Annotated in this window: 25 protein-coding genes and 1 pseudogene; 19 read left to right on the plus strand and 7 right to left on the minus strand. The window is 72.0% G+C overall.

The window, feature by feature from the left end; translation table 11 throughout:
* The first annotated feature begins 9 nt into the window (after positions 1 to 9).
* Genes ACVDFE_RS24815 through ACVDFE_RS24825 form a run of 3 tightly spaced genes read left to right on the plus strand, consistent with a single transcriptional unit; the run spans position 10 to position 1,669 of the window.
* Positions 10 to 507 carry a DUF2243 domain-containing protein gene (locus ACVDFE_RS24815; RefSeq protein WP_360388558.1) on the plus strand — a complete coding sequence of 166 codons (498 nt, stop codon included), beginning with the start codon at positions 10 to 12 and terminating at the stop codon, positions 505 to 507.
* A complete protein-coding gene (locus ACVDFE_RS24820; protein WP_458432050.1) occupies positions 507 to 1,394 on the plus strand; it encodes a cytochrome c oxidase assembly protein in 888 nt (295 codons plus the stop codon). Before ACVDFE_RS24815 ends, ACVDFE_RS24820 begins: the two co-directional genes overlap by 1 nt.
* An 8-nt stretch (positions 1,395 to 1,402) precedes the next feature.
* Positions 1,403 to 1,669, plus strand: coding sequence for an isoamylase (locus ACVDFE_RS24825; protein WP_458432051.1), 267 nt, complete (start codon positions 1,403 to 1,405; stop codon positions 1,667 to 1,669).
* A 65-nt stretch (positions 1,670 to 1,734) separates the two neighbouring features.
* Here ACVDFE_RS24825 and ACVDFE_RS24830 read toward each other — a convergent pair whose 3' ends face one another.
* Positions 1,735 to 2,646, minus strand: a complete 912-nt coding sequence (locus ACVDFE_RS24830; protein ID WP_360388550.1) for a LysR family transcriptional regulator — start codon at positions 2,644 to 2,646, stop codon at positions 1,735 to 1,737.
* A 268-nt stretch (positions 2,647 to 2,914) separates the two neighbouring features.
* Between ACVDFE_RS24830 and ACVDFE_RS24835 the strand changes: the two genes are divergently transcribed.
* A complete protein-coding gene (locus ACVDFE_RS24835; RefSeq protein ID WP_458432052.1) occupies positions 2,915 to 4,021 on the plus strand; it encodes a PrpF domain-containing protein in 1,107 nt (368 codons plus the stop codon).
* Between the two features lie 56 nt (positions 4,022 to 4,077).
* Positions 4,078 to 5,406 carry an SLC13 family permease gene (locus ACVDFE_RS24840; RefSeq protein WP_458432053.1) on the plus strand — a complete coding sequence of 443 codons (1,329 nt, stop codon included), beginning with the start codon at positions 4,078 to 4,080 and terminating at the stop codon, positions 5,404 to 5,406.
* A 55-nt stretch (positions 5,407 to 5,461) separates the two neighbouring features.
* Here the strand turns inward: ACVDFE_RS24840 and ACVDFE_RS24845 are convergent, their stop codons facing one another.
* Positions 5,462 to 5,719, minus strand: a complete 258-nt coding sequence (locus ACVDFE_RS24845) for a MarR family winged helix-turn-helix transcriptional regulator (RefSeq protein ID WP_458432054.1) — start codon at positions 5,717 to 5,719, stop codon at positions 5,462 to 5,464.
* A 259-nt stretch (positions 5,720 to 5,978) separates the two neighbouring features.
* Between ACVDFE_RS24845 and ACVDFE_RS24850 the strand changes: the two genes are divergently transcribed.
* The gene (locus ACVDFE_RS24850; protein WP_360388539.1) at positions 5,979 to 6,347 is read left to right on the plus strand and encodes a VOC family protein; all 369 of its coding nucleotides are present in this window, start codon (positions 5,979 to 5,981) and stop codon (positions 6,345 to 6,347) included.
* Between the two features lie 93 nt (positions 6,348 to 6,440).
* Positions 6,441 to 7,127, plus strand: a complete 687-nt coding sequence (locus tag ACVDFE_RS24855; RefSeq protein ID WP_458432055.1) for a type 1 glutamine amidotransferase domain-containing protein — start codon at positions 6,441 to 6,443, stop codon at positions 7,125 to 7,127.
* A gap of 133 nt (positions 7,128 to 7,260) precedes the next feature.
* Here the strand turns inward: ACVDFE_RS24855 and ACVDFE_RS24860 are convergent, their stop codons facing one another.
* Positions 7,261 to 8,127, minus strand: a complete 867-nt coding sequence (locus tag ACVDFE_RS24860) for an MBL fold metallo-hydrolase (RefSeq protein WP_458432056.1) — start codon at positions 8,125 to 8,127, stop codon at positions 7,261 to 7,263.
* A gap of 91 nt (positions 8,128 to 8,218) precedes the next feature.
* Here ACVDFE_RS24860 and ACVDFE_RS24865 point away from each other — a divergent pair, with 91 nt between their 5' ends.
* The 11 genes and pseudogenes from ACVDFE_RS24865 to ACVDFE_RS24915 all read left to right on the plus strand — a co-directional run bounded on the left by ACVDFE_RS24865 (position 8,219) and on the right by ACVDFE_RS24915 (position 17,621).
* Positions 8,219 to 8,773, plus strand: coding sequence for a TetR/AcrR family transcriptional regulator (locus ACVDFE_RS24865; protein ID WP_360388532.1), 555 nt, complete (start codon positions 8,219 to 8,221; stop codon positions 8,771 to 8,773).
* Positions 8,774 to 8,809: 36 nt separating this feature from the next.
* Positions 8,810 to 9,799 carry a hypothetical protein gene (locus ACVDFE_RS24870; RefSeq protein ID WP_458432058.1) on the plus strand — a complete coding sequence of 330 codons (990 nt, stop codon included), beginning with the start codon at positions 8,810 to 8,812 and terminating at the stop codon, positions 9,797 to 9,799.
* Between the two features lie 20 nt (positions 9,800 to 9,819).
* Entirely contained in the window at positions 9,820 to 10,950 is a 1,131-nt protein-coding gene (locus ACVDFE_RS24875; RefSeq protein WP_458432059.1) for a sensor histidine kinase, read from the plus strand.
* On the plus strand, positions 10,947 to 11,660 hold the full coding sequence (locus ACVDFE_RS24880) for a response regulator transcription factor (RefSeq protein ID WP_360388523.1): 714 nt from the start codon (positions 10,947 to 10,949) through the stop codon (positions 11,658 to 11,660). Before ACVDFE_RS24875 ends, ACVDFE_RS24880 begins: the two co-directional genes overlap by 4 nt.
* A 54-nt stretch (positions 11,661 to 11,714) precedes the next feature.
* Positions 11,715 to 12,377, plus strand: coding sequence for a DUF2306 domain-containing protein (locus ACVDFE_RS24885; RefSeq protein ID WP_458432061.1), 663 nt, complete (start codon positions 11,715 to 11,717; stop codon positions 12,375 to 12,377).
* On the plus strand, positions 12,374 to 13,360 hold the full coding sequence (locus ACVDFE_RS24890) for an NAD(P)-dependent alcohol dehydrogenase (protein ID WP_458432062.1): 987 nt from the start codon (positions 12,374 to 12,376) through the stop codon (positions 13,358 to 13,360). The genes ACVDFE_RS24885 and ACVDFE_RS24890 overlap by 4 nt, the downstream gene beginning before the upstream one ends.
* Positions 13,361 to 13,514: 154 nt before the next feature.
* Positions 13,515 to 14,721, plus strand: a pseudogene (locus ACVDFE_RS24895) (FAD-dependent monooxygenase).
* Complete coding sequence (locus ACVDFE_RS24900) at positions 14,718 to 15,434, plus strand: hypothetical protein (RefSeq protein WP_458432064.1); 717 nt, start codon at positions 14,718 to 14,720, stop codon at positions 15,432 to 15,434. Before ACVDFE_RS24895 ends, ACVDFE_RS24900 begins: the two are co-directional and overlap by 4 nt.
* A gap of 74 nt (positions 15,435 to 15,508) precedes the next feature.
* Positions 15,509 to 15,769 carry an Atu4866 domain-containing protein gene (locus ACVDFE_RS24905; protein ID WP_360388508.1) on the plus strand — a complete coding sequence of 87 codons (261 nt, stop codon included), beginning with the start codon at positions 15,509 to 15,511 and terminating at the stop codon, positions 15,767 to 15,769.
* A gap of 34 nt (positions 15,770 to 15,803) precedes the next feature.
* A complete protein-coding gene (locus ACVDFE_RS24910; protein WP_458432065.1) occupies positions 15,804 to 16,016 on the plus strand; it encodes a hypothetical protein in 213 nt (70 codons plus the stop codon).
* Between the two features lie 114 nt (positions 16,017 to 16,130).
* Positions 16,131 to 17,621: a cellulase family glycosylhydrolase gene (locus ACVDFE_RS24915; protein WP_458432066.1), complete on the plus strand. Its 1,491-nt coding sequence runs from the start codon at positions 16,131 to 16,133 to the stop codon at positions 17,619 to 17,621.
* 75 nt (positions 17,622 to 17,696) lie between these two features.
* On the opposite strand, the gene ACVDFE_RS24920 is transcribed toward ACVDFE_RS24915, so the two are convergent.
* Entirely contained in the window at positions 17,697 to 17,993 is a 297-nt protein-coding gene (locus ACVDFE_RS24920; RefSeq protein ID WP_458432067.1) for an ArsR/SmtB family transcription factor, read from the minus strand.
* Positions 17,994 to 18,063: 70 nt separating this feature from the next.
* On the opposite strand from ACVDFE_RS24920, the gene ACVDFE_RS24925 reads away from it, so the two are divergent.
* Positions 18,064 to 18,450: a nuclear transport factor 2 family protein gene (locus tag ACVDFE_RS24925; RefSeq protein ID WP_360388496.1), complete on the plus strand. Its 387-nt coding sequence runs from the start codon at positions 18,064 to 18,066 to the stop codon at positions 18,448 to 18,450.
* A 201-nt stretch (positions 18,451 to 18,651) separates the two neighbouring features.
* Here the strand turns inward: ACVDFE_RS24925 and ACVDFE_RS24930 are convergent, their stop codons facing one another.
* Genes ACVDFE_RS24930 through ACVDFE_RS24940 form a run of 3 tightly spaced genes read right to left on the minus strand, consistent with a single transcriptional unit; the run spans position 18,652 to position 21,792 of the window.
* A complete protein-coding gene (locus ACVDFE_RS24930; protein WP_360388493.1) occupies positions 18,652 to 19,281 on the minus strand; it encodes a response regulator transcription factor in 630 nt (209 codons plus the stop codon).
* Entirely contained in the window at positions 19,278 to 20,570 is a 1,293-nt protein-coding gene (locus tag ACVDFE_RS24935; RefSeq protein ID WP_458432068.1) for a sensor histidine kinase, read from the minus strand. The genes ACVDFE_RS24930 and ACVDFE_RS24935 overlap by 4 nt, the downstream gene beginning before the upstream one ends.
* A gap of 34 nt (positions 20,571 to 20,604) precedes the next feature.
* Positions 20,605 to 21,792, minus strand: coding sequence for an acyltransferase family protein (locus ACVDFE_RS24940; protein WP_458432070.1), 1,188 nt, complete (start codon positions 21,790 to 21,792; stop codon positions 20,605 to 20,607).
* Positions 21,793 to 21,846: the final 54 nt, after the last annotated feature.

Consider the following 21,846-nt stretch of genomic DNA (forward strand, 5'->3'; position numbering starts at 1 on the left):
ATGGCCCAGGTGACCACCGTCGAACAGCGGACGAGCCTGAAAGCCCCCGGAATCCTGCTCGGGGTGGGCCTCGGCGGGTTCGCCGACGGCATCCTGCTGCACCAGCTCCTGCAGTGGCACCACATGTTGAGCAGCACGAACACCGACAACGCCGGAATCGACTTCTACGACCCGGACACCGTCTCCGGGCTGCGGATGAACACCGCGTGGGACGGCATCTTCCACACGGTCTGCTGGCTGGCGGTCCTGCTGGGGCTGGCCGTCCTGCACTCCAGGGTCACCGAGAACCGGCGCGGGACGTGGACCTCCCGCGCGCTGTGGGGGTGGGTCCTGGTCGGCTGGGGCACGTTCAACCTCGTCGAGGGCGTGCTCGACCACCACCTCCTCGGCGTGCACCACGTGCGCGGCGGGCCGCACCAGCTGTGGTGGGACCTCGCGTTCCTGGCCCTGGGCGCGGTTCTGGTCGTGGGCGGCTATCTGCTGCAACGCAGTCGGCGTGACTCCTGATGGACCACCACGCTCACGGTCCGAGCATCGGCGCGTGGCTGCCCATCGTCCCGTTGTTGTCGTGCGCGGTCGTCTACCTGCTGCTCGTCGGCCGCGCTCGACGGTCGAACCCGGTCCTGGGGTGGAGCCCGTGGCGCACAGCCGGGTTCCTCGGCGGCATCGCCCTGCTGGCCGTCGCGTTGCTGCCGCCGGTCGCACCATGGGCACACACCGACTTCCGCGGCCACATGGCGCAGCACCTGCTGATCGGCATGTACGCGCCGTTGGCACTCGTGCTGAGCGCACCGGTCACACTGCTGCTGCGAACGCTGCCGGTCCGTGCGGCGCGTCGGCTCGTCGCGGTGCTGCACAGCCCGCCGGCACGTTTCGCGGTACGACCGGCGGTCGCGTTCCTGTTGAGCACCGGCAGTCTCGTGCCGCTCTACTTCACGTCGCTGTACAACGTGATCACCGCCGACCCGGCGGGGCACTGGCTGCTGCACGCGCACTTCCTCGCCGCCGGGCTGCTGTTCGCCCACGTGATCGCCGGCCCCGACCCCGCTCCGGCCCGACCCGGCGTCCGCACCCGGCTGGTCTACCTCGGCTGCGCCATCGCGGTGCACGCCGTGGTCTCCCAGCTGCTCTACGGCGGCTTCTGGACCCGGGTCGACGCACCCGCCGCCGAGGTCCGCACCGGTGCGGAGATCATGTACTACGGCGGTGACATCGCCGAGCTGCTGCTCGCCGCGATGATCACACCGCTGCTCGGCGAGCGCCGTGCCCGGCGGACGAACCACCCGATCCAGCGACTGTCCACTCGGGCGCGTCGGCTCGTCAGACGCGGCACTCCTCGACAGGCTGTCACGGCACAAAGACCGGAAAGCCTGAGAGGACCGACGTCTCGATGATCCGAATCGTGCCTGCGAAGGACCAGCAAGTGCGGGTGACCTGGGCGCTGCCCCGGCACGAGCCGTCAGGACCCGTCAGCGTGGTCGGCGACTTCAACGGCTGGACGCCGGGCGTGACCGAGCTGCGCGCCCGGTCCAACGGCCGCCGCACCGCCGCCGTCGTCGTCCCGCGGGGCACCACCCTGCGCTTCCGCTACCTCGGCTCCGACGGCCACTGGTTCGACGACGAGGACGCCGCCGCCCGCGACGACCACGGGTGTCTGATCACGGTCTGAGCCCGCGACCGGGCACCTTCGGCGTGACCGGCGCGCAGCCCTGACCGCCTCGTGAGGCGGCGGCGTCAGGGTTTGGTCTGGTACTCGCGGGCGACGTCGACCAGCAACTGGTGCATCGCGAGCTCGGCCGGTGCGCGGAGCCGGTCCTGGCGGTGCGCGAGCAGCACCCGGCGGGCCGGCACGTCGCTGCCCAGTGCGAGGACGCGGACGTCCGGGTTCGGGTTGCGCACCGCGGTCCTGGGGGCGAGCGCGACGCCGAGGCCGACGCTGACCATGGCCTGCGCCTCTTGGTAGTCGTTGGCCTCGAACGCGATCCGCGGGGTGAACCCGGCCGCGCGGCAGCTGCGTTCGAGCACCTCGGCGACCGGGTGGTCGTGGGCGCGCACGATCCACTCCTCGTCGGCGAGCTCCGCCATGGTGGTGAACCTCTTGCGCGCCAGGCGGTGGTCGGCGGCGACGACCAGCACGGTCGGGTCGTCCAGCAGCGGCGTCAGCGAGATGTCCGGCACGTCGACCCGGTTCCACGCGTAGTCCCACAGCAGCGCGATGCCGACCGTGCCGTTCTCCAGCAGCTCGACCAGCTCGTCGAACCGCGTGCTGCGCACGTCCAGGCGCAGGTCCGGGTACTGGCGGCGGAACCGGCTGACGACCTGGGGGAGCAGCGCGCTCGCGACGGTCGGGAACACGCCCACCGCGATCGTGCCGCGGCGCAGGCCCGCCAGCTCGGCGAGGTCGGCCTCGGCGGCGCTGAGCCGGCGCAGCACGTGGCGGGCGTGACCGGCCAGCACCGCTCCGGCCTCGGTGGGCCGCACGCCCCTGGCCTGCCGGTGCAACAGCGGCTGACCGGCCTCCACCTCCAGCCGGCGCAGCTGCTGGGAGACCGCCGACGGCGTGTAGCCGAGCTGTTCCGCAGCGGCGGTCATCGAGCCCGTGTCCACCACGGCGGCGAGCAGTGCGAGGCGTCGAACGTCCAGCATGGGGCGCTCCTCGGCAGAAAAGTTCGATGCGGTCGTTTCACTGTGCGATGACTTCCGTACAGCTGTGCTTCAGGCTACCCATAGTGTTCGAACAGCGTTTTTCGGTCTTGATGCTGATCCTTGGGCGTTGATTGGGCCGATTGAGCGTGAAGCAATACTTCACGGGTATGCAGATTCTCGTGATTGTGTTCAACCTCAGCGCACGTCACGGTTGCCGTCATTCCCCGGTTGTCACGGCGGTGTTGCCACCGCCCGCGAAGGAGTGGCTGTGCGAGAGATACCGGCGACGTGGATGCGCGGAGGCACCAGCAAGTGCTGGGTGTTCGAGCGCGATGTGCTGGCGGTGCCCGGTCGCAGCGTGGACGAGGTCCTGCTGCGGCTGTACGGGAGCCCCGACCCGCGCCAGGTCGACGGTGTCGGCGGGGCGACGTCCACGACCAGCAAGGCCGTGGTGCTCGCGCGGAGCGATCGGCCGGGCATCGACGTCGAGTACACGTTCGCCCAGATCGGCATCGCCGACGGGCGCGTGGACTGGACGAGCAACTGCGGCAACTGCTCGGCCGTCGTCGGCCCGTACGCGCTGCGCCGCGGCTGGGTGACGCCCACCGGAGACGTGACGACGGTGCGGATCAACAACACCAACACCGGCCAGCTGATCGTGGTCGACGTGCCGACGCCGGCGGGCCGTGTCACCGAACGGGGCACCGACCGCATCCCCGGTGTCGCCCAGCCCGGTCTCGGCGTGCACCTGTGGTTCGTCGACCCGGCCGGCCGCACGACCGGTGCGTTGCTGCCCACCGGCAACGCCGTCGACGTGGTGGACGGCGTCCGCGTCACGCTCCTCGACGCCGGAGCACCGGTCGTCCTCGTGCCCGCCGACGAGCTCGGCGCGAACGGGGAGGCGTCCCCGGCCGCGCTCGACGCCCAGCCGGACCTGCTGGACCGGCTCGACCGCATCCGCCGCACCGCCGCCGTGCGCATGGGCCTCGCCGCCGAGGCCGAGCAGGCCGCCCGCGCCACCCCGAAGATCGCTCTCGTCAGCGCGGGCCGCCCCGGCCGCTCGGACGTGACCGTGCGGATGATGTCCATGGGCCGCACCCACCCCGCGCTGGCCGTCACCGGCAGCGTCGCCCTCACCGCCGCCGCCCGCACCGCGGGTACCGTCCTGTCCCGGTTCACCGCCGGTGACGAGGAGGTGCTGCGCCTGGACACCCCGGCCGGAGTCGTGACGACCCGCGCGGACACCCGCGACGGACAGCTCGCCATCGGGGTCACCCGGACGACGCGCCGCATCGGCGACGCGACCCTGGTCCTGCCCGATGACGAACCGCTGGAGCTCCCGCTCACGGAACTGGCCGCCCTGTCGGCCTCCTGACCCGACCGTCCTGCCCGGGCGGAAGCGTCGGGGCCGCATGACCCAAGAGGACAATGATGTCATCACAGCTGATCGCCATCCTGGTTCTGGGCGGCATGTTCGTCATCGCCACCGTGTTGCCCGTCAACATCGGGATCCTCGCGCTGGTCGCGTCCTTCCTCGTCGGCACGTTCGTGTTCGGCTTGGAGGACAAGGAGATCTTCGAGGGCTTCCCCGTTTCGCTGTTCATCACCGTCGTCGGCGTGACCTACCTGTTCTCCGTCGCCAAGCTGAACGGCACGATCGACCTGCTGGTGGAGGGCGGGATCCGGCTCGTGCGCGGCCGGGCGATCCTCGTGCCCTGGGTGCTGTTCGCCGTCGCCGCGACGCTGACCGCACTCGGCACGTTCACCCCGGCCGCGGTCGCACTGCTGGTGCCGATCGGCATGAGCTTCGCCTTCGCCTACCGCATCAGCCCGCTGATGATCGGCATGATGGTGATCTGCGGTGCCCACGCCGGCGCGTTCTCGCCGATGGCGGTGTCCGGCGCGCTGGTCCACGGCATCGTTGCGAAGTCCGGTCTCACGATCTCGCACGCCGCGTTGTTCTTCGCGAGCTTGGGCTTCAACGTGCTGCTGGCCGCCGTCACCTACGTGATGCTGCGCCGCCGTGGTGAGGAGAGCTTCGTCGAACGCCCGGACGACGTGGCCTCCGGCGGCGGGGTGTCCGGCGGCGGGGTGTCCGATGGTGGGGTGGCAGGGCCGACCGGTGGTGGCGTCGCCACGGCGGTCCGCCCGGAGGCGGTGGCGGTGACCTGGCGCCAGCGGGCCACCCTCGCTGCCCTGGTGGTGCTCGTGATCGGCGCGCTGGCGTTCCACCTGCAGATCGGCTTCCTCGCCCTGGCCGCGGGAGCCGTGCTCGCCCTGCTCGACCGCGAGCACCTCGGCAAGGCCGTCGAGGGCATCAGCTGGCCGACGATCCTGCTGGTCGCGGGCATGGTCACCTACGTGGGCGTGCTGGAGCACTCCGGCACCATCGACTGGGTCGCCCACGGCGCGGTCGGCCTCGGCGCCCCGCTGCTCGTGGCGCTGGTGCTGTGCGTCATCGTCGGCGTCACCTCGGCGTTCGCCTCCTCGACGGCCATCCTCACCGCCACCATCCCGATGGCGATCCCGCTGCTGCTCACCGACGCGCTGCCGGTCGCGGGCGTCGTCGCCGCCATGGCCATCTCCACCACGATCGTCGACGTCTCCCCGTTCTCCACCAACGGCGCCCTGGTCCTCGCCAACGCCCGCGGCGTCGACCGCACCCGGTTCTACCGCCAGGTCATCTCCTACACCTGCGTGATCGTCGGCCTCGGGCCGATCGCGGCGTGGGCGGTGCTGGTGCTGCCCGGCTCGTTCTGATCCGCAGCCCCCGGGCGGACGTCACCACGGCGTCCGCCCCGAGGGCTGTTCCGGTTCAGGCGCCTTCGTCGCGCAGCGCGTGCACCATGCTCCGCAGCACCCGGAACGCCTCCGCTCGCTCGCCCTCGGTCAGCCCCGCCAGCATCCTGACCTCCACCGCCCGCACCGCCGCCGACGCCTTCTCCAGGCTCCGCCGCCCGCGGGGGGTGAGCCGCGTGGGCAGCACCTTCCCGACCGGTGCCGCCGCGGGCCGGGTCACGTACCCGTCCCGCTCCAGGTTCTGCAGCAGCACGTTCATCGACTGCCGCGTCACGAACGCGCGGCGGGCGAAGCTCGGAGTTCGACAGGCCCGGCCGCTGGGCCAGCAGCTCCAGGCACGAGTAGTGCGTCACGGTCATCCCGAGCGGGCGCAGCACCTGCTCCATGGCCGCGCGCAGGACGCTCGACGCCTCCTTCAGCAGGTAGCCGAGTGACGTGTCGAGGTCGATGCCCGCGTCGTCTTGACTCATGTCAGGATTCTGACATAGCGTGGTGCGTGTCAGAAAACTGACACGTAGTGGAGGAGCCACGCCATGCCCGTCACCGGACCCGACTTCATCTCGCTGCAGGCCCGCGACCTCACGGCCTCGCAAGCGTTCTACGAGCGCTACCTCGGTCTCGTCCGCTCGCCGGCCGGGCCGCCGCACGCGGTGGTCTTCGAGACGAAGCCCATCGCGTTCGCGCTCCGCGACGTCGTCCCCGGCACCGACCTCGACGCCGTCGCCCAGCCCGGCATCGGTGCCGCGATCTGGTTGCACGCCACCGACGTCCAGGACATCCACGACGCGCTGGCCGCCGACGGGCACACCATCGTCGCCGCGCCGGTCGACGGTCCCTTCGGGCGGACGTTCACCTTCGCCGACCCCGACGGGTACCGGATCACGCTGCACGACCGCGGCTGACCGCCCGAGTCGCCGGGAGCGGACCCGTCGTCCAGGGTGGTGGGCGGACCGGCTTTGACCCTCAAGGCCCCACGACGACGGAAGGGTTCCGCGATGAACGTGCTGATCGTTCTGACCTCGCACGACGAGCTGGGGGACACGGGCCGCAAGACGGGTTTCTGGCTGGAGGAGTTCGCCGCGCCGTACTACCGGCTCAAGGAGGCCGGTGCGAGGCTCACGCTCGCGTCCCCGAAGGGCGGCCGGCCGCCGCTGGACCCCAAGAGCGACGAACCGGACACGCAGACCGACGACACCCGCCGGTTCGCGGCGGACCCCGAGGCCGAGGCAGCGCTGAGCTCGACCGTCGCGCTGAGCGCGGTCGACCCCGCCGACTACGACGCGGTGTTCTACCCCGGTGGGCACGGGCCGCTGTGGGACCTCGCGGAGGACACCGACTCGATCCGGGTCATCCAGGACACCCTGCGGGCCGGGAAGCCGGTCGCGCTGGTGTGCCACGCGCCGGGCGTGCTGCGGCACGTGACCGGCGAGGACGGTGAGCCGCTGGTGAAGGGGCGGTCGGTCACCGGGTTCACCAACGGCGAGGAGGACGGTGCCGGGCTGACCGACGTGGTGCCGTTCCTCGTGGAGGACGAGCTGAAGGCCAAGGGCGGCGACTACTCGAAGGGCCCGGACTGGGGTTCCTACGTGGTGCGGGACGGGCTGCTGATCACCGGCCAGAACCCGGCCTCGTCCGCGGAGGCCGCCGACGCCCTCGTCGCCCTGCTGCGCGAGGGCGCCTGACCGCCGCCGGGACGGCTCCGGCGGGGGCCGTCCCGGCAAGCCGGTGCTGCGCGACGGTGGTGCTCTTCAGAGCCGCCGCGGTCCAGGCCGACAGCGGCGGGACCGCCGCCACCGCCGTCATCCGGGAAGCTCCTCACCTGACCGTCAGCACCAGGCCGTCCGGCCCGCGAACGATCCGGCCGGCCGTCGGCGGCGGGAAGTGCGTGCCCAGCACGAGGGTGCCGGTGTCCGCGAGCGACTCGAGCAGCGCGCGCCGGGTGGCCTCGGCCTGGACCGGGTCGACGTCGGCGCAGCTGGTCACCTCCGGGTGCGCGACCTGCACCGGGTGGTGCAGGCAGTCGCCGGTGACCAGGGCGGTCTCGCCGCCGCTGGTCAGCTCCACCGCGACGTGCCCCGGCGTGTGCCCCGGCGTCGGGACGAGCCGCACCCCCTCGGCCACCTCTGCGCCGTGCGCGCCGACCTCGACCAGGTCCAGCAGGCCGGCGTCCTCGACCGGGTGCACGGAGTCGCGGAACACCTGCTGCCGCGGCTCGTCCAGCACCTGCCCGGCCCAGAACTCGCGCTCCAGCCTCGACGTGGCGTACCGCGCGTTCGGGAACAGCGGCACCCACTCGCCGTCCACGAGGTGCGTGTTCCAGCCGACGTGGTCGGTGTGCAGGTGGGTGAGCAGGACGAGATCGACGGCGTCGGGCGTGGTCCCGGTGTCCACGAGCCGGTCGTGGTAGCCGGTGCGCAGGTCGTGCCACGCGGGGTTGGCCCGCTGCTTGCCGTTGCCGACACCGGTGTCGATCACGATCCGCCTGCCGTTGCCGACGACGACGAAGCTGTGGGTCGCGAGCCGCAAGGCGCCGTCCGCCGCGGCGAAGTCGGGGTGCAGCCAGTCGTAGCGCTGGACGAGGTCGGGCGTCGCCGCCGGGAGCAGCCACGGTCCGGTCTCCGGTGGTGCGATCGCTTCGTCAACCCGGTGCACGGTCAGGTCCCCGACGGTCCAGGTGGGCACAGTCCGACCTCCTAAAGCTAATTCTTCGCGTTAAGCGGACGGTAGCCTTGGCATCGGCGTTAAAGCAACATCTTTGCTTTAGGCTGGTGTCGTGGACCGCAGAGGGACAGCACGTCCGGGTGGCCGGAGCGCCCGCGTGCAGGAGGCCGTGCACGCCGCCGTGCGAGAGCTGGAACCCGAGCTGGGACGGGAGAAGCTCACCGTTCCGCTCGTCGCCGCGCGGGCCGGTGTCACGCCCTCGACCATCTACCGCCGGTGGGGCGACCTGCAGGCGCTCCTGTCGGACATCGCGGTCGAACGCCTCCGGCCGGACTCGCCCCCGGAGGACCGGGGGAGCCTCATCGCGGACCTGCGGGCGTGGGCGGGGCAGTTCCTGGAGGAGATGTCGTCCGCACCCGGCCGCGCTTACCTGCGTGACGCGCTCATCGGCGATCCGGGCGTCAACGCCCTGCGGTGTTCCGACTACGCGGCCGACCAGATAAGCGTGATCCTCGGCCGTGCCGCCGCGCGCGGGGAACCGGCCGTCGACACCGAGACCGTGCTCGACCGCGTGGTCGCGCCGATCGTGTACCGGGTCCTGTGCCGTCCCACCGCGATCGGTCCCGGCTACGCCGAGGGACTGGTCGACGACCTCCTGCGGAGCTGAGGGAACGCCCGGTCGCCGCGAATACCATCTTCGGCCATGGTCCGCACCACTCCGCCGCGTCCCGTCGACGTCACGGCGCACTTCCCCGAACTCGCACCGCTGGCCCGCACCGCCGTGCGACTGCACCCGCGCCCCGGCGCACCGACCGCCGCGGACAGCTCCATCGGCGGCCCGCTGCTGTGGCCCGCGGGGGAGGAGTGGCCGGCCTGCGCCGAGCACGCCGGCCCCGAGCTGCACGGTGCGAGCGTGGCGGACGTGTTCGCACGGCGGCGGATTCTGACCGAAGCGTGGGCACGGCCGCGGGCCGAGGGCGTGAACCTGTTGACAGCGGACGAGAAGGTCGTCGTCGACCGGGTCGACCACGGCACCGGGATCGCGCAGGACGGGCCCGCACCGATGGTGCCGGTGGCCCAGCTGTACGCGCGGGACGTCCCCGGCCTGCCCCGCCCGGACGGTGCCGATCTGCTGCAGGTGCTGTGGTGCCCGTTCGACCACGAGGACGAGGGGTGCGCGCCCCGCACCGCGCTGCGGTGGCGGAAGGCGGCCGAGGTGACCGACCCGCTGGCCGAGGCCCCGCAGCCGGCCGCGGTCGAGGAGCACTACCTGCCGCAGCCGTGCGTGCTGCACCCGGAGGAGGTCACCGAGTACCCGGCCCCGCACTGCCTGCCCGCCGAGCTCCGCGAACGGGTGCGGCGGTGGGAGGAGCAGGAGGACCAGCACTACCAGTACGCGCTGTCCGTGTCCTCCGGCTGCAAGGCCGGTGGGCACGGTCCGTGGAGCTTCTCCGACCCGTTCCCCCTGTCCTGCCCGGACTGCGGCGGGGCCGTCACGCCGCTGCTGACCCTCGCCACCAGCGAGTGGGATGGCACCACGAGCTGGCGGCCGGTCGAGGACGCCGACGCCGGCGGTGCGCTGTTCCCGCACGACAACGAGCCGACGATGCTGTCGATCGGCCGCAGCTACAACCTGCAGTTCTACGCCTGCGCCGACTTCCCGGCGCACCGGCACGTCACGAACATGCAGTAGCCGACTCGTAGGATGACGCCGTGTTCGCCCTTCTGCGGTCGGTGTGGGACGAGCCCCGGCCGGTGCGCGGGGCCGCGCGGCTGTGGTGGGACTGGGCGCTGGTCGCCGTGCTCCTGCCGGTCGCGGTGCTGGAGGCGGTGCTGCGGCCGGATCTGAGCTGGCGGGCCGGTTCGGTGGTGCTGGCCGTGGTGCTGCTGCCGTTGTTGCTGGTGCGCCGCAGCAAGCCGTTGCTCGCCGCCGGTGCCGCGTTCGGTGTGGCCGCGGTCGCGTCGCTGGTGTTCTGGGGCGAGCCGGACCTCAACACCCTGGTGTTCCTGCTGCTGTTCCCGTTCGCCCTGTTCCGCTGGGGATCGGGGCGGGAGGCGGTCGTCGGGCTGGCGGTCATGCTCGGCAAGGTCGGCCTGTCGGTGGCGCTCGGGTTCCTCGGCGCGGGGGACGCGGTGGCGGGCAGTGCCGTGCTGGCCGCGGCGTGTGCGCTCGGAGCCGCAGCGCGCTACCGGGGACGGGCGCGGGCCCGTGAGCTCGACCAGGTCAAGCTGCTCGAACGGGAACGGCTGGCCCGCGACCTGCACGACACGGTGGCCCACCACGTGTCGGCCATGGCGATCCGGGCGCAGGCCGGGCTCGCGACGGCGGCCACCCGCCCGGAGGCGGCGACCGAGGCGCTCGTGCTGATCGAGTCGGAGGCCTCACGGGCGCTCACCGAGATGCGCACGATGGTGCGGGCCCTGCGCCGCACCGACTCCGCGGACCTGGCGCCCAGCCCCGCGATCGCTGACGTCGCCCTGCTGGCGAGCCCCGGCCGGCCCGGCCCCGAGGTGGCCGTGCTGATCGAGGGGGCGGCCGACGACCTGCCGAAGTCGGTGGGAACCGCGGTCTACCGGCTCAGCCAGGAGGCGGTCACCAACGCGCGCCGCCACGCCCGGCACGCCACCCGCATCGAGGTGCACGTCGACGTCGGCGGCTCGGCGGTGCGGCTGCGGGTCAGCGACGACGGCGACCCGGTCACCGCACGCACCACCCGCGGACACGGGTTGATCGGCATGGAGGAACGCGCGGACCTGCTCGGCGGCACCTGCGCGGCGGGCCCGAACCCCGGCCGAGGCTGGACCGTGACCGCCGTGCTGCCGCTCACGGGGGCCGCCCGATGAGCATCCGCGTCGTCGTCGCGGACGACCAGGAGATCGTCCGCACCGGACTCGCGATGATCCTCGACGCTCAGCCGGACATCGAGGTCGTCGGTGCGGCACCGGACGGGCGGCAGGCCGTGGAGCTCGCCAGGAACGTGCGGCCCGACGTGTGCCTGTTCGACATCCGCATGCCCGGCATCGACGGCATCGAGGCCACCCGCCTCCTCGCCGGCCCCGGTGTCCCCGACCCGCTCGCCGTCGTCGTGATCACAACCTTCGACCTCGACGACTACGTCTACGCCGCTTTGCGGGCGGGCGCGAAGGGGTTCCTGCTCAAGGACGCCGGCCCCGCGCTGCTGTCGCAGGCCGTCCACGCCGCGGCCGCCGGTGACGCCCTGATCGCCCCCAGCGTCACCGCCCGGCTGATCGAGGCCTTCGCGGACACCGGTCCCGCCGGTCCCGCCGCGCAGCTCGCCGACCCGCTCACCGAACGGGAGGAGCAGGTCCTCGCCGCCGTCGCGGGCGGGCGCACCAACGGCGAGGTCGCCGCCGAGCTGCACATCACGCTCAGCACCGTGAAGTCCCACATCGCCAGCCTGATGGCCAAGATCGGCGCCAGAAACCGGGTGGAGATCGCCATCTGGGCCTACGAGACCAGGCGCGTGCGCGGCGGTCTCCGGCAGCGGTCAGCCGAAAGTACGACGACCGCACCCGACCATCGGCCAGGATGACCGAAGACCTTCTCCCGATGAGCCGGCACCGCCTCCCGCGCCACGATCTGGGGCATGACCTCCACCACCCGGCGGGACCTGCTCGTCCCGGCCGCGATCATCCTGTTCAGCCTCGTCCCCGTGCTCGGCGGCGCACTGCGGCTGACCGAGCTCGGAACCGGCGCGGAGATCACGCCGGACAACGCGCGGTTCTTCGCCTCACCCGTGCCCGTCGTGGTGCACGCCGTCACGGTGAGCGTCTACAGCGTGCTCGGCGCCTTCCAGTTCGCTCCCGGTTTCCGCCGCCGCAGACCGGGGTGGCACCGCGTCTCCGGCCGAATTCTGGTCCTCTGTGGACTCCTGGGGGCGTTGTCGGGGCTGTGGATGACCGTGTTCTACCCCAAACCGGCCGACGTGGGCGCGTTGCTCACCGGCTCCCGGCTGGTGTTCGGCACCGCGTGGGCGGTGTTCCTCGTCCTCGGTGTCGCCGCGGCCCTGCGCAGGGACCTCGCCGGCCACCGCGCGTGGATGGTCCGCGCGTTCGCGATCGGGCTGAGCGCCGGCACGCAGGCCGTGCTGATGGGACCCTGGATCGCCTTCAGCGGCCCGCTCGACCAGCTCACCAAGGCGGTGCTGATGCTCGCCGCCTGGCTCGTCAACCTCGCCGTGGCCGAGTGGGTCGTCCGCCGCCCGGCGCGGTCCGCCCGTTCCGCGCTCGCGCTCGGGGTGACGCGGTGAAGGCGATCGTCCAGGACCGGTACGGCTCACCGGACGTGCTGGCGCTGCGTGACGTGGAACCGCCGTCGGCCGGCAGCGGCGAGCTGCTCGTGCGAGTGCACGCCGCCGCCGTCAACGCCTACGACTGGCACATCATGCGCGGAGACCCCTACCTCGCCCGCCTCACCGGGATCGGGTTCACCGCTCCCCGCGCCAAGATCCGCGGCCGCGACTTCGCCGGAACCGTGCAGGCGGTGGGCAGGGACGTGCGGCGCTTCCGCCCCGGCGACGAGGTGTTCGGCGACCTCGGTCCCGCCGACGGGGCGTTCGCGCAGTACGTGCGCGTGGCCGAGGACCTCGTCGAACCCAAGCCCGCCTGCCTGAGCTTCGAGCAGGCGGCCGCGCTGCCGTTGGCCGGGCTCACCGCGTGGAAGGGCCTGTGCGACAGCGGGGGACTGCGACCCGGTCACCACGTGCTGGTCAACGGGGCGTCCGGCGGTGTCGGGACGTTCGCCGTGCAGATCGCGAAGTCGGTGGGTGCCACCGTGACCGGCGTGTGCCGGACGCGGAACGCCGAGCTCGTGACCTCGTTGGGCGCCGACCACGTCATCGACTACACCGGCTCCGACTTCACCACCGGCAGCACGCGGTACGACCTCGTCCTCGACCTGGTCGGCAACCACCCGCTGGCCGCACTGCGCCGCGTGGTCCGTCCCGGTGGGACGGTCGTGCTGTCGGGCGGGGGAGTGTTCGAGGGCGGCAGTCTCGTCGGTCCGCTGCGGCTCCTGCTGAAGGCGAAGCTGCGGTCCGCGTTCGTCCGCGACCGGCTGCACGTGCTCACCACCGCGCCCGACCGGACGGTCCTCGCGGAGCTGCGGCGCCTGGCCGAGTCCGGTGCCGTCACGCCGGTCGTCGACCGCACGTTCTCGCTCGCTCAGGCGCCCGATGCGATCCGGTACGTGGAGACCGGGCACGCCCGCGGCAAGGTCGTGATCACCGTCTGACGCCCGCCCGCCGCCGCGACCGCCTCGGTGACCGCCGTGATCGCCGGACCGGCGGTGCCGGGCAGCCGGGCGACGAGGATTCACCGGACCTCCCGCGCTCCGGTGCCGAAACCCCGCGCGGCCACCCGGCCGCATTCCTATACTCCGGACCATCATGATCGGACTACTGGGGGCTGCGGTGAGCGGGAACAAGGTCTTGGTGGCAGGGGCGAGCATCGCGGGACCCGCGCTGGCCCACTGGCTGCACCGGTGCGGCGCCGAGGTGACCGTCGTGGAACGGGCACCCGCGCTGCGGCCGGGCGGCCAGGCCGTGGACGCGCGCGGCGTCGCCAAGGAGGTCATCCGGCGGATGGGCCTGGAGGACGCGGTGCGCGCGGCTCGCACGGACACCGCCGGCGCGCACACCGTGGACGCCGACGGCACCGTGCTGGAGACCTACCGCGCCGAGGACGACGGTGGGGACGGCTACATCGCGGACATCGAGATCCTGCGCGGAGACCTCTCCCGGGTGCTCCACGACGACACCCGCGACCACGCCGAGTACGTCTTCGGCGACCGCATCGCCGAGCTCACCCAGGACGCGGACGGCGTGGACGTGACGTTCGCGAGCGGCACCCGGCGCCGTTTCGACCTGGTGGTCGGCGCGGACGGCCTGCACTCGTCGCTGCGCGCCCTGGTCTTCGGGCCGCGCGAGCAGTTCCTGCGGCACCTCGGCCTGGTGCTGGCGTTCTACAGCGTGCCCAACGAGTTCGGCGTGGACCGCTGGATGATCGACCACCAGGACCGCGCCACCGGCCGCTCCGCCGGCCTGCGCCCCATCGGTGACGACACCAGGGCCATGGCGATGCTGTCGTTCCCCGCGGCCGACTTCACCGTCGACCACCGCGACGTCGAGGCGCAGAAAACCCTGCTGCGCGAACGGATGGCGGGCATGGGCTGGGTGACGCCGCAGATCCTCGCGCACCTCGACGACACCCCGGACTTCTACCTCGACCAAGTCGCCCAGGTCGTCATGGACCGCTGGTCGCACGGCCGCGTGGCGCTGATCGGCGACGCCGCGTTCAGCTCGTCCCCGATGTCCGGCGGCGGCACCGGCCTGGCGCTGGTCGGTGCCCACCTGCTGGCCGGGGAAGCTCGCCACCGCCGACTGGGACCCCGAAGCCGGGTTCGCGGCCTACGAGCAGCGGATGCGGCCGTTCGTGGAGGCCAACCAGGAGATCGGCCGCATGCACGTCCACAGCCTCCTGCCGCAGACCGAGCCCGCCCCCGAACCGGACATGGAGGCGTTCACCGCCCTGATCGACCGCGCGATCAACGGCGTCGAACTGCCCGACTACGCGTTTCCGGGAACGGTGAAGTGACGAGCCTGCTGCGCGTGTCCGTCGTGGCGCCGGAGCACTCCGCCTGGGGCAGGACCGAGCTGAAGCTCCTGGTGGACGACCGAGACCCGGTCGAACCGGTGTTCTCCGAAGGACCGCGGGAGGACCCCGACGTGCTGCTGGGGCCCACCAGCCCGCTGCTGCCCGGTGACGAGCCGCGTGAGGTGATGATCGCCGAGGCGGACTGCACGTGGGGGTGCTGCGGCGCGGTGTTCGTCCGCGTCCGCCGCGAGGGCGGCGAGGTCGTCTGGGACGGGTGGCGCAACCCCGACGACAACGGGCTGTCCCTGCCGGAGGTCCGCTTCGACCTGGCGCAGTACGAGGCCGAGCTCGCCCGCGCCGACCGCGACCGGTTCTGGGAGTGGCCCGGCCGGGAGGTGGCGCGGCTGGTGCGCGACGGGCTGCGCGAGCACCCCGCCGTGCTGGACCGGTGGGACAGCGGCGTCGACTGGGCGCAGTCCTTCCCCGGCACCCGCGACCAGGTCGACGTCACGTTCACCTCGCCACCGCGGCACGTCGTCGACAAGCACTGGAGGACGACCCGCGAGTCGTTGGAGCACAAGCAGTTCGTCCTGCGGTTCCCCGTGACCGAGGAGCCCGTCGAACGCCAGGCCGAGCACATCATCGCGACGTTGCGCGACAGCGACCCGCGAGCGAGCGCCGAGGTCTGCGGCGGGTACACCGCGCCGAAGTGACGAGTCCTGGGTGTGCCGCACCCAGGACCACCGCGTCCTGCCCGGGAAGCGAGAAGTGGCCGATCCTCGACGTCATGAGCAACGACGACAACATCGACGTGGTGGGCATGTGGGTCACGGCGGACGGCCACATCCGGCAGGAGCTGCGCGCCGACGGTCGTTACGACGAAGCCCGCGGTACCCGGCGCAGCGCCTACACCGGGTCCTACTCCGTGACCGGCGCGCACCTGGACTACGTCGACGACACCGGGTTCACCGCGACCGGCGACATCCGCGACGGCGTGCTGTACCACGAGCACCTCGTGCTGTACCGGGAGCCGGCGGCTGGCACGTGAGCAGGGCGTGGTCTTCGCGGCCTGGGTTCCCGCTGTGTGCCAAGTCGTCCACTCGGCACTGGGTTTCGCCCTGCCGCCGAGCGTGCCGGACCACCTGCACCAGTCCGAGACCGAGGTGCGGGAGACGGAGGACGGAGTCGTTGGAGGGTTCCGGTCGATCGACGAGCAGGAGTGGCTGAGCTTCTCCGAAGCCACCTCGCCCAGGGTGCGCAAGACCTCGCTGCGCGGCCTCGGCTTCCTGCGCTGACACCTCCCACACATCGGTTCTTTACGTGCTGCGGCATCTTCGCTACGGTCGGCTCTGGGAGCGCTCCCAGAATTGGGGTGGCGGCCTGTCCGTGACGCGCACGAAGGAGTGCTGATGTCGGGAACAGCCAAGAAGCGCCGTACCGTGCTCGCGGTGCTGGGGGCGGCGGTGGCCGTCGCGTGCACGGCCCTGACGGCGGTCGCGGGTGGCGCGAGCGCGGCGCCGTTCGGGTGCCGGGTCGACTACACGACCACCGACTGGGGCAGCGGCTTCAAGGCCGACGTGACCATCGCGAACGTCAGCTCGGCGGCGGTGGACGGCTGGACGCTGACCTACACCCACGCGGGCAACCAGACGTTGCAGCACGGCTGGAGCGGCACCTGGTCCCAGTCGGGCAAGAAGGTCACCGTCACCAGCATGAGCTGGAACGCCACCGTCCCCGCGGGCGGCAGCGTCAGCGCCGGGGCGAACTTCTCCTACAGCGGCAGCAACGCCAAGCCGACGGACTTCGCGGTCAACGGCACCGACTGCACCGGCACCGTGCCGACCACCACGACCACCCCGCCGCCCGACGGTTCCGCACCGGAGCTGCGCGTCTCCGGCAACAGGATCGTCACCGCGCAGGGCGAGCCGTACCGGCTGCTGGGGGTGAGCCGGTCCAGCGGCGAGTTCGCCTGCGTGCAGGGCAAGGGCATGTGGGACGGCGGCCCGGTGGACCAGGCGTCGGTGGACGCGATGAAGACCTGGAACGTCCACGCGGTGCGGATCCCGTTGAACGAGGAGTGCTGGCTGGGCGTCCACGGCTCGCCCGGCGGCGTCGCCTACCAGCGGGCCGTGAAGGAGTACGTGGACCTGTTGGTGTCGAACGGCATCAACGTGATCCTCGACCTGCACTGGACCTGGGGCGCCTACCCGAACGGCCCGGACTGGCACTGCAAGGACGAGCACGCGGTGTGCCAGAAGCCGATGCCGGACGCGCAGTACGCCCCGCAGTTCTGGACCGGCGTCGCCACCGCGTTCAAGGGCAACGACGCCGTGGTCTTCGACCTGTTCAACGAGCCGTACCCGGAGATCGCCAGCGACTGGAACAAGACCCTCGGCTGGCAGTGCTGGCGCGACGGCGGCACCTGCACCGGCCTGCCCTACGAGACCGCCGGCATGCAGGACCTGGTCGACGCGGTGCGGGCCACCGGCGCCACCAACGTGCTCATGCTAGGCGGCCTCGAATGGGCCAACGACATGCGGGAGTGGCTGGCCCACAAGCCGGTGGACCCGTTGAACAACATCGCGGCGTCGTGGCACGCCTACAGCTTCAACGCCTGCGCCAGCGAAGCCTGCTGGGACACCCAGATCGCCCCGCTCGCCGAGCAGGTTCCCGTGGTGGTGGGGGAGTTCGGGCAGGACAACTGCGGCTTCGACTACATGCAGCGGTTGGTGGACTGGGCGGATGCGCACGAGCTGAGCTACCTCGCGTGGACCTGGAACCCGTGGGGGTGCAGCTCCGGCGCCGTGCTCATCAAGGACTGGAACGGCACGCCGGAGCCCGGTGTCGGTGAAGGCTTCAAGGCCCACCTGCTCAGCCAGGACCCGTACGGCGCCCGGTAGAGCTCAACGCCCGAGCCTGGTCCACGAGCACGTGCTCGCGGACCAGACTCGGGCCTTTTGCGGCACCCGGCGGGATCAGCCCCGCACCACCGCGTCGAGCACGCCGGGGAACCGGCTGTCCAGGTCCTCGCGCCGCAGCCGCAGGTACAGGTACCGGCCCTCGCGCCGTTGTTCGACGACCCCGGCCTCCCGCAGCACTTTCCAGTGGTGGCTGGCCGTGCTCTTGGTGATGTCCGGCAGGATCTCCTGGCAGTTCAGCTCCTCCGCCGCCGCCAGCGTCCTGACCACCCGCAGCCGCAGCGGGTGGTCGAGCGCTGCGAGCACCGCCTCGATGGTGATGTCCCCGTGGGCAGGGCCCTCTTCGGTCTCCACGCACCCGATTGTACGACTTGACTCGAACTGTTACGGTTCGAATCAAATCGAACAGTTGAGGTGGGGCGTGATGACGACCGAACAGGTCAAGCAGGACGTGGCGGCGACGTTCATGAAGGCGCTGGCCGGCCAGGACTGGGACCTGCTGCGCGGGATTCTCACCGAGGACGTGACCTGGACGCTGCCGGGCGACAACCAGGTCTCCGGAACCGTGACCGGCCAGGACGGCGTGGTCGACCGGGTGCGGCTGATCAGCGGCTTCGGCGTGGACTTCGCCCTGCTGCACGTGCTGGTGAGCCGGGACAACGTCGCGCTGAACCTCCACAACACCGCGACGAGGGGCGAGGTCGTGCTCGACGAGCACCTCGCCACCGTCCTCACGCTGGCGGACGGCAAGGTGTCCCGGATCGAGACGTTCCTGTCCGATGTGGACGGTATGAACCGCTTCTTCGCCTGACGAGCTGCGGGGGATGCTCACGCTGTGACCGGTCTGGTGGCCGAGCTCGGCGTCGAGGACCCCAGCAGCTCGTCACCCTCGCCGACTGCGCGATCAGCCGCGCCGTGCTCCTCAACGACCCTGATTACCGGCGGCACGCCCGTGCCGCCGCGGAGGTCCTCCTCGACCACGCACCCCGCAGTGATCGGAGGTGAGCGGCCGTCAGTCCTGCGGCGTCAGGTAGCCGCGGGAGAACGCGACGGCCACGGCGGCCGCCCGGTCGTTGACGCCCAGCTTCGCATACACGTGCAGCAGGTGCGTCTTCACGGTCGTCTCGCTGATGAAGAGCCGCTTCGCTGCCTCGCGGTTCGTCGAGCCGCGCGCGATCAGCTCCAGCACCTCCAGCTCGCGCTGCGACAACGGTGCCGGAGCCGGTCTGCGCACCTGCCCCACGAGCCGGGTCGCCACGGCGGGGGAGAGCACCGCCTGCCCGCGTGCGGCGGCTTCCACCGCGCGGACGAGCTCCTCCCTCGGCGCCTCCTTGAGCAGGTAGCCGGTGGCGCCGGCCTCGATCGCGGCCAGCACGTGGCTGTCCGTGTCGTACGTGGTCAGCACCAGCACCCGGGACGGCACCCCGCGCTTGGCCAGCTCCCGGATGGCGGCGACCCCGTCCGTCCCGGGCATCCGCAGGTCCATGAGGATCACGTCGGGCCGCAGGCGTTCCCCGGCCGCGATCGCCTCCGCACCGTCACCGGCCTCACCGACCACCTCGAAGCGCGGGTCGGAACCGAACATGCCGCGCAGCCCGTCGCGCACCACGGGGTGGTCGTCGACGATCAGCAGCGAGATCACCGCACACCTCCCGCAGGGATCGCCGGCACCGCCACGGTGATCGCGGTGCCCCCGCCCGGCTCGGACTCGACGTCCAGCCGCCCCGCGAGCAGCTGCACGCGCTGCCGCATGCCGGCGAGCCCGAAACCGCCGTCCGCGGAACCGCCCTTGCGCTGGGCGTCCGGTGCGAACCCCACCCCGTCGTCCAGCACGTCGAGCGTCACCAGGTCCTCCATGTACGACAGGGTCAGGGCCACCCGGCCGGCCCGCGCGTGCTTCGCGACGTTCGCCAGGGCCTCCTGGGCGGTCCGCAGCAGCGCCACCTCGACGTCGGTGTGCATCGGCCGGGCCTCACCGGTCGTGGTCAGCACCGCCTCCACCCGGTTCACCCGCGACCAGCGCCGGGCCACGTCGCCGATGGCGTCCGGGAGGCGCGTCCGCTCCAGCGCGGCCGGCTCCACCGCGTGCACCGTCCGCCGGGCCTCGGTGAGGCTCTCGCGGGCCAGTTCCACCGCGTTCGCCACGTGCCGGCGCGACACCACCGGTTCGTCCGCGGCCTGCTCGGCTGCCTGCAGCTGGGTGAGGATGCCCGCGAGGCCCTGGGCGAGGGTGTCGTGGATCTCCCGCGCCATCCGCTGCCGTTCGTCGAGCACACCGGCTTCGCGCGCCTGCGCCAGCAGCTGGGCGTGCAGGCCCGCGTTCTCCGCCAGCGCGGTCTCCAGCTCGGCGTTCGCCCTGTGCAGCTCCACCAGCGCCCGCTTCTGCCGGTGGTTGCGCCGGTCGGACATCACGTCGGCGGAGAAGGCCGCCGTGGCCAGCACCGCCGTGACCGCGCTGACGGCGGGCCACTTCCACCACTCGTCGGCACTGATGCCGTTCGCCCCGCCCACGTAGGAGATCGCGCAGACCGCGGCCGTGACGACCACGCCGACGTAACGCCACCGGCCCTTGAGGTACTGGAACGCGTGCACGTAGCCGATGAAGGCGAAGAAGCCGAACCACGGCGTGACCAGCACCAGGCAGGCGGTCAACGCCACGAGCCCCGCGTAGTACCAGGCCATCCGCGCGCTGTCGCCGTGCCACTGCGGGTGCGAGGTGTGGAACCACACCACCCACGCGGTGAGCACGGCCGAAAGCACCAGCACCTCCGGCAGGTGCAGGGGAGCGCCCCAGAGCGGTTGCAGCAGCGTGAACACGACGCTGACCACCAGCAACGGGTACGGGAGCAGCTGCAGGACCGCGGTCTCCCTGTGCTCCCAGCGGTCGAACTCCTCGCGCAACTCGGCCTCGACCCCCACCCCGGGAATCATCGCACGACCGTTCCCGGGGCGAGGGGAGCCGTTGCTAGACAACCGCACGCACAGCGCGCACCCGGCGCAACGCCCCCGGGACCGCCCAGCTCGCGGTCGCGGCGATCACCAGTGCCAGCAGGAACTTCGGCACGGGCGCCGCGTCGAGTGGCTGCAAGACCGCCACGACACCGACGATGACGGGCGCGTGCACGAGGTACACGGCGAAGGCGTTGTCGGCGAGGTACCGGCTGAACCGCGACGAGCCGGCGGCGAACCGGGCGAACACCCGCAGCAGCACCAGGACGACGCCGACCGCGAACGCCGACTCCCACAGCGCCAGTGCCAGGTGCGGGAGGTCGTACCCGGCCAGCTCGCCGGCCGCCACGAACCCCCGGTACCCGCCCAGCGCCAGCGGCACGAACGACGTGACCACCAGGACCACGCCGAACCAACCCGTCCGCTGCGGCAGCGACTCCAGCCACCGGCGCCGGTACGCCACGACACCGGCGAAGAAGAGCAGCACGTACTGCGGCAGGTAGGAAGGGCTGGGCAGCCCGAGCACCGGCTCGTCCGTGCCGAGCGGGACGAGGATGCGCCAGCCGTACGTGGCCACGGCGAGCACGAGCGTGAACACGAGCAGATCCCGCCGCCGCAACGGTTGTGACCGCACCGGCGCAGCGGTCCCGCGCAGGTGCAGCGACAGCGCGTATACGAGCGAGAAGATCAGCAGCACCTCCAGGAACCAGGCGGGCCCGACCTCCCAGGCCGTGAAGTAGTAGGCCACGAACGACGGCCGGGTGCCGGCCGGCAGGGCGAGGTAGGTCGGCAGGTCGAACAACGGGCGCAACAGCACCACGAACGCGAGCAGCGGAATCCCGAGCCGCCTCAGCCGCTCGACCGCGAACGCGCGTGGCCCCCTGCGGTCGGCCGCACCGGGCGCGAAGTACCCGGACAGCAGGAAGAAGAACCCCATGAAGAACGACTGGTTGACCACGAGCAGCAGCGTCAACGGCACCGCTTCGGCCTCCGACGCCGGCGGTTGCCAGTTCGGCCAGACGTCGATGGTGCTGTAGGGCGCCGCGCAGTGGTGCACGACCACGAGGAACGTCAGGAAGATCCGGAGGTTGTCGAGGTAGCGGATGCGTGCCGGACGAGAGGTGCGGACGACATCGGACAATGCCATGCGGACAGCCTGCCGCTGCCGCCCGCGCACCGGATCGACCACGCGGACGCGGATCACGGCGGGCGCGGTAGACCCCGTCCATCCTCCGATCGGAGGATGGACGCCGTCAGC

It is taken from the genome of Lentzea chajnantorensis (assembly GCF_054300775.1).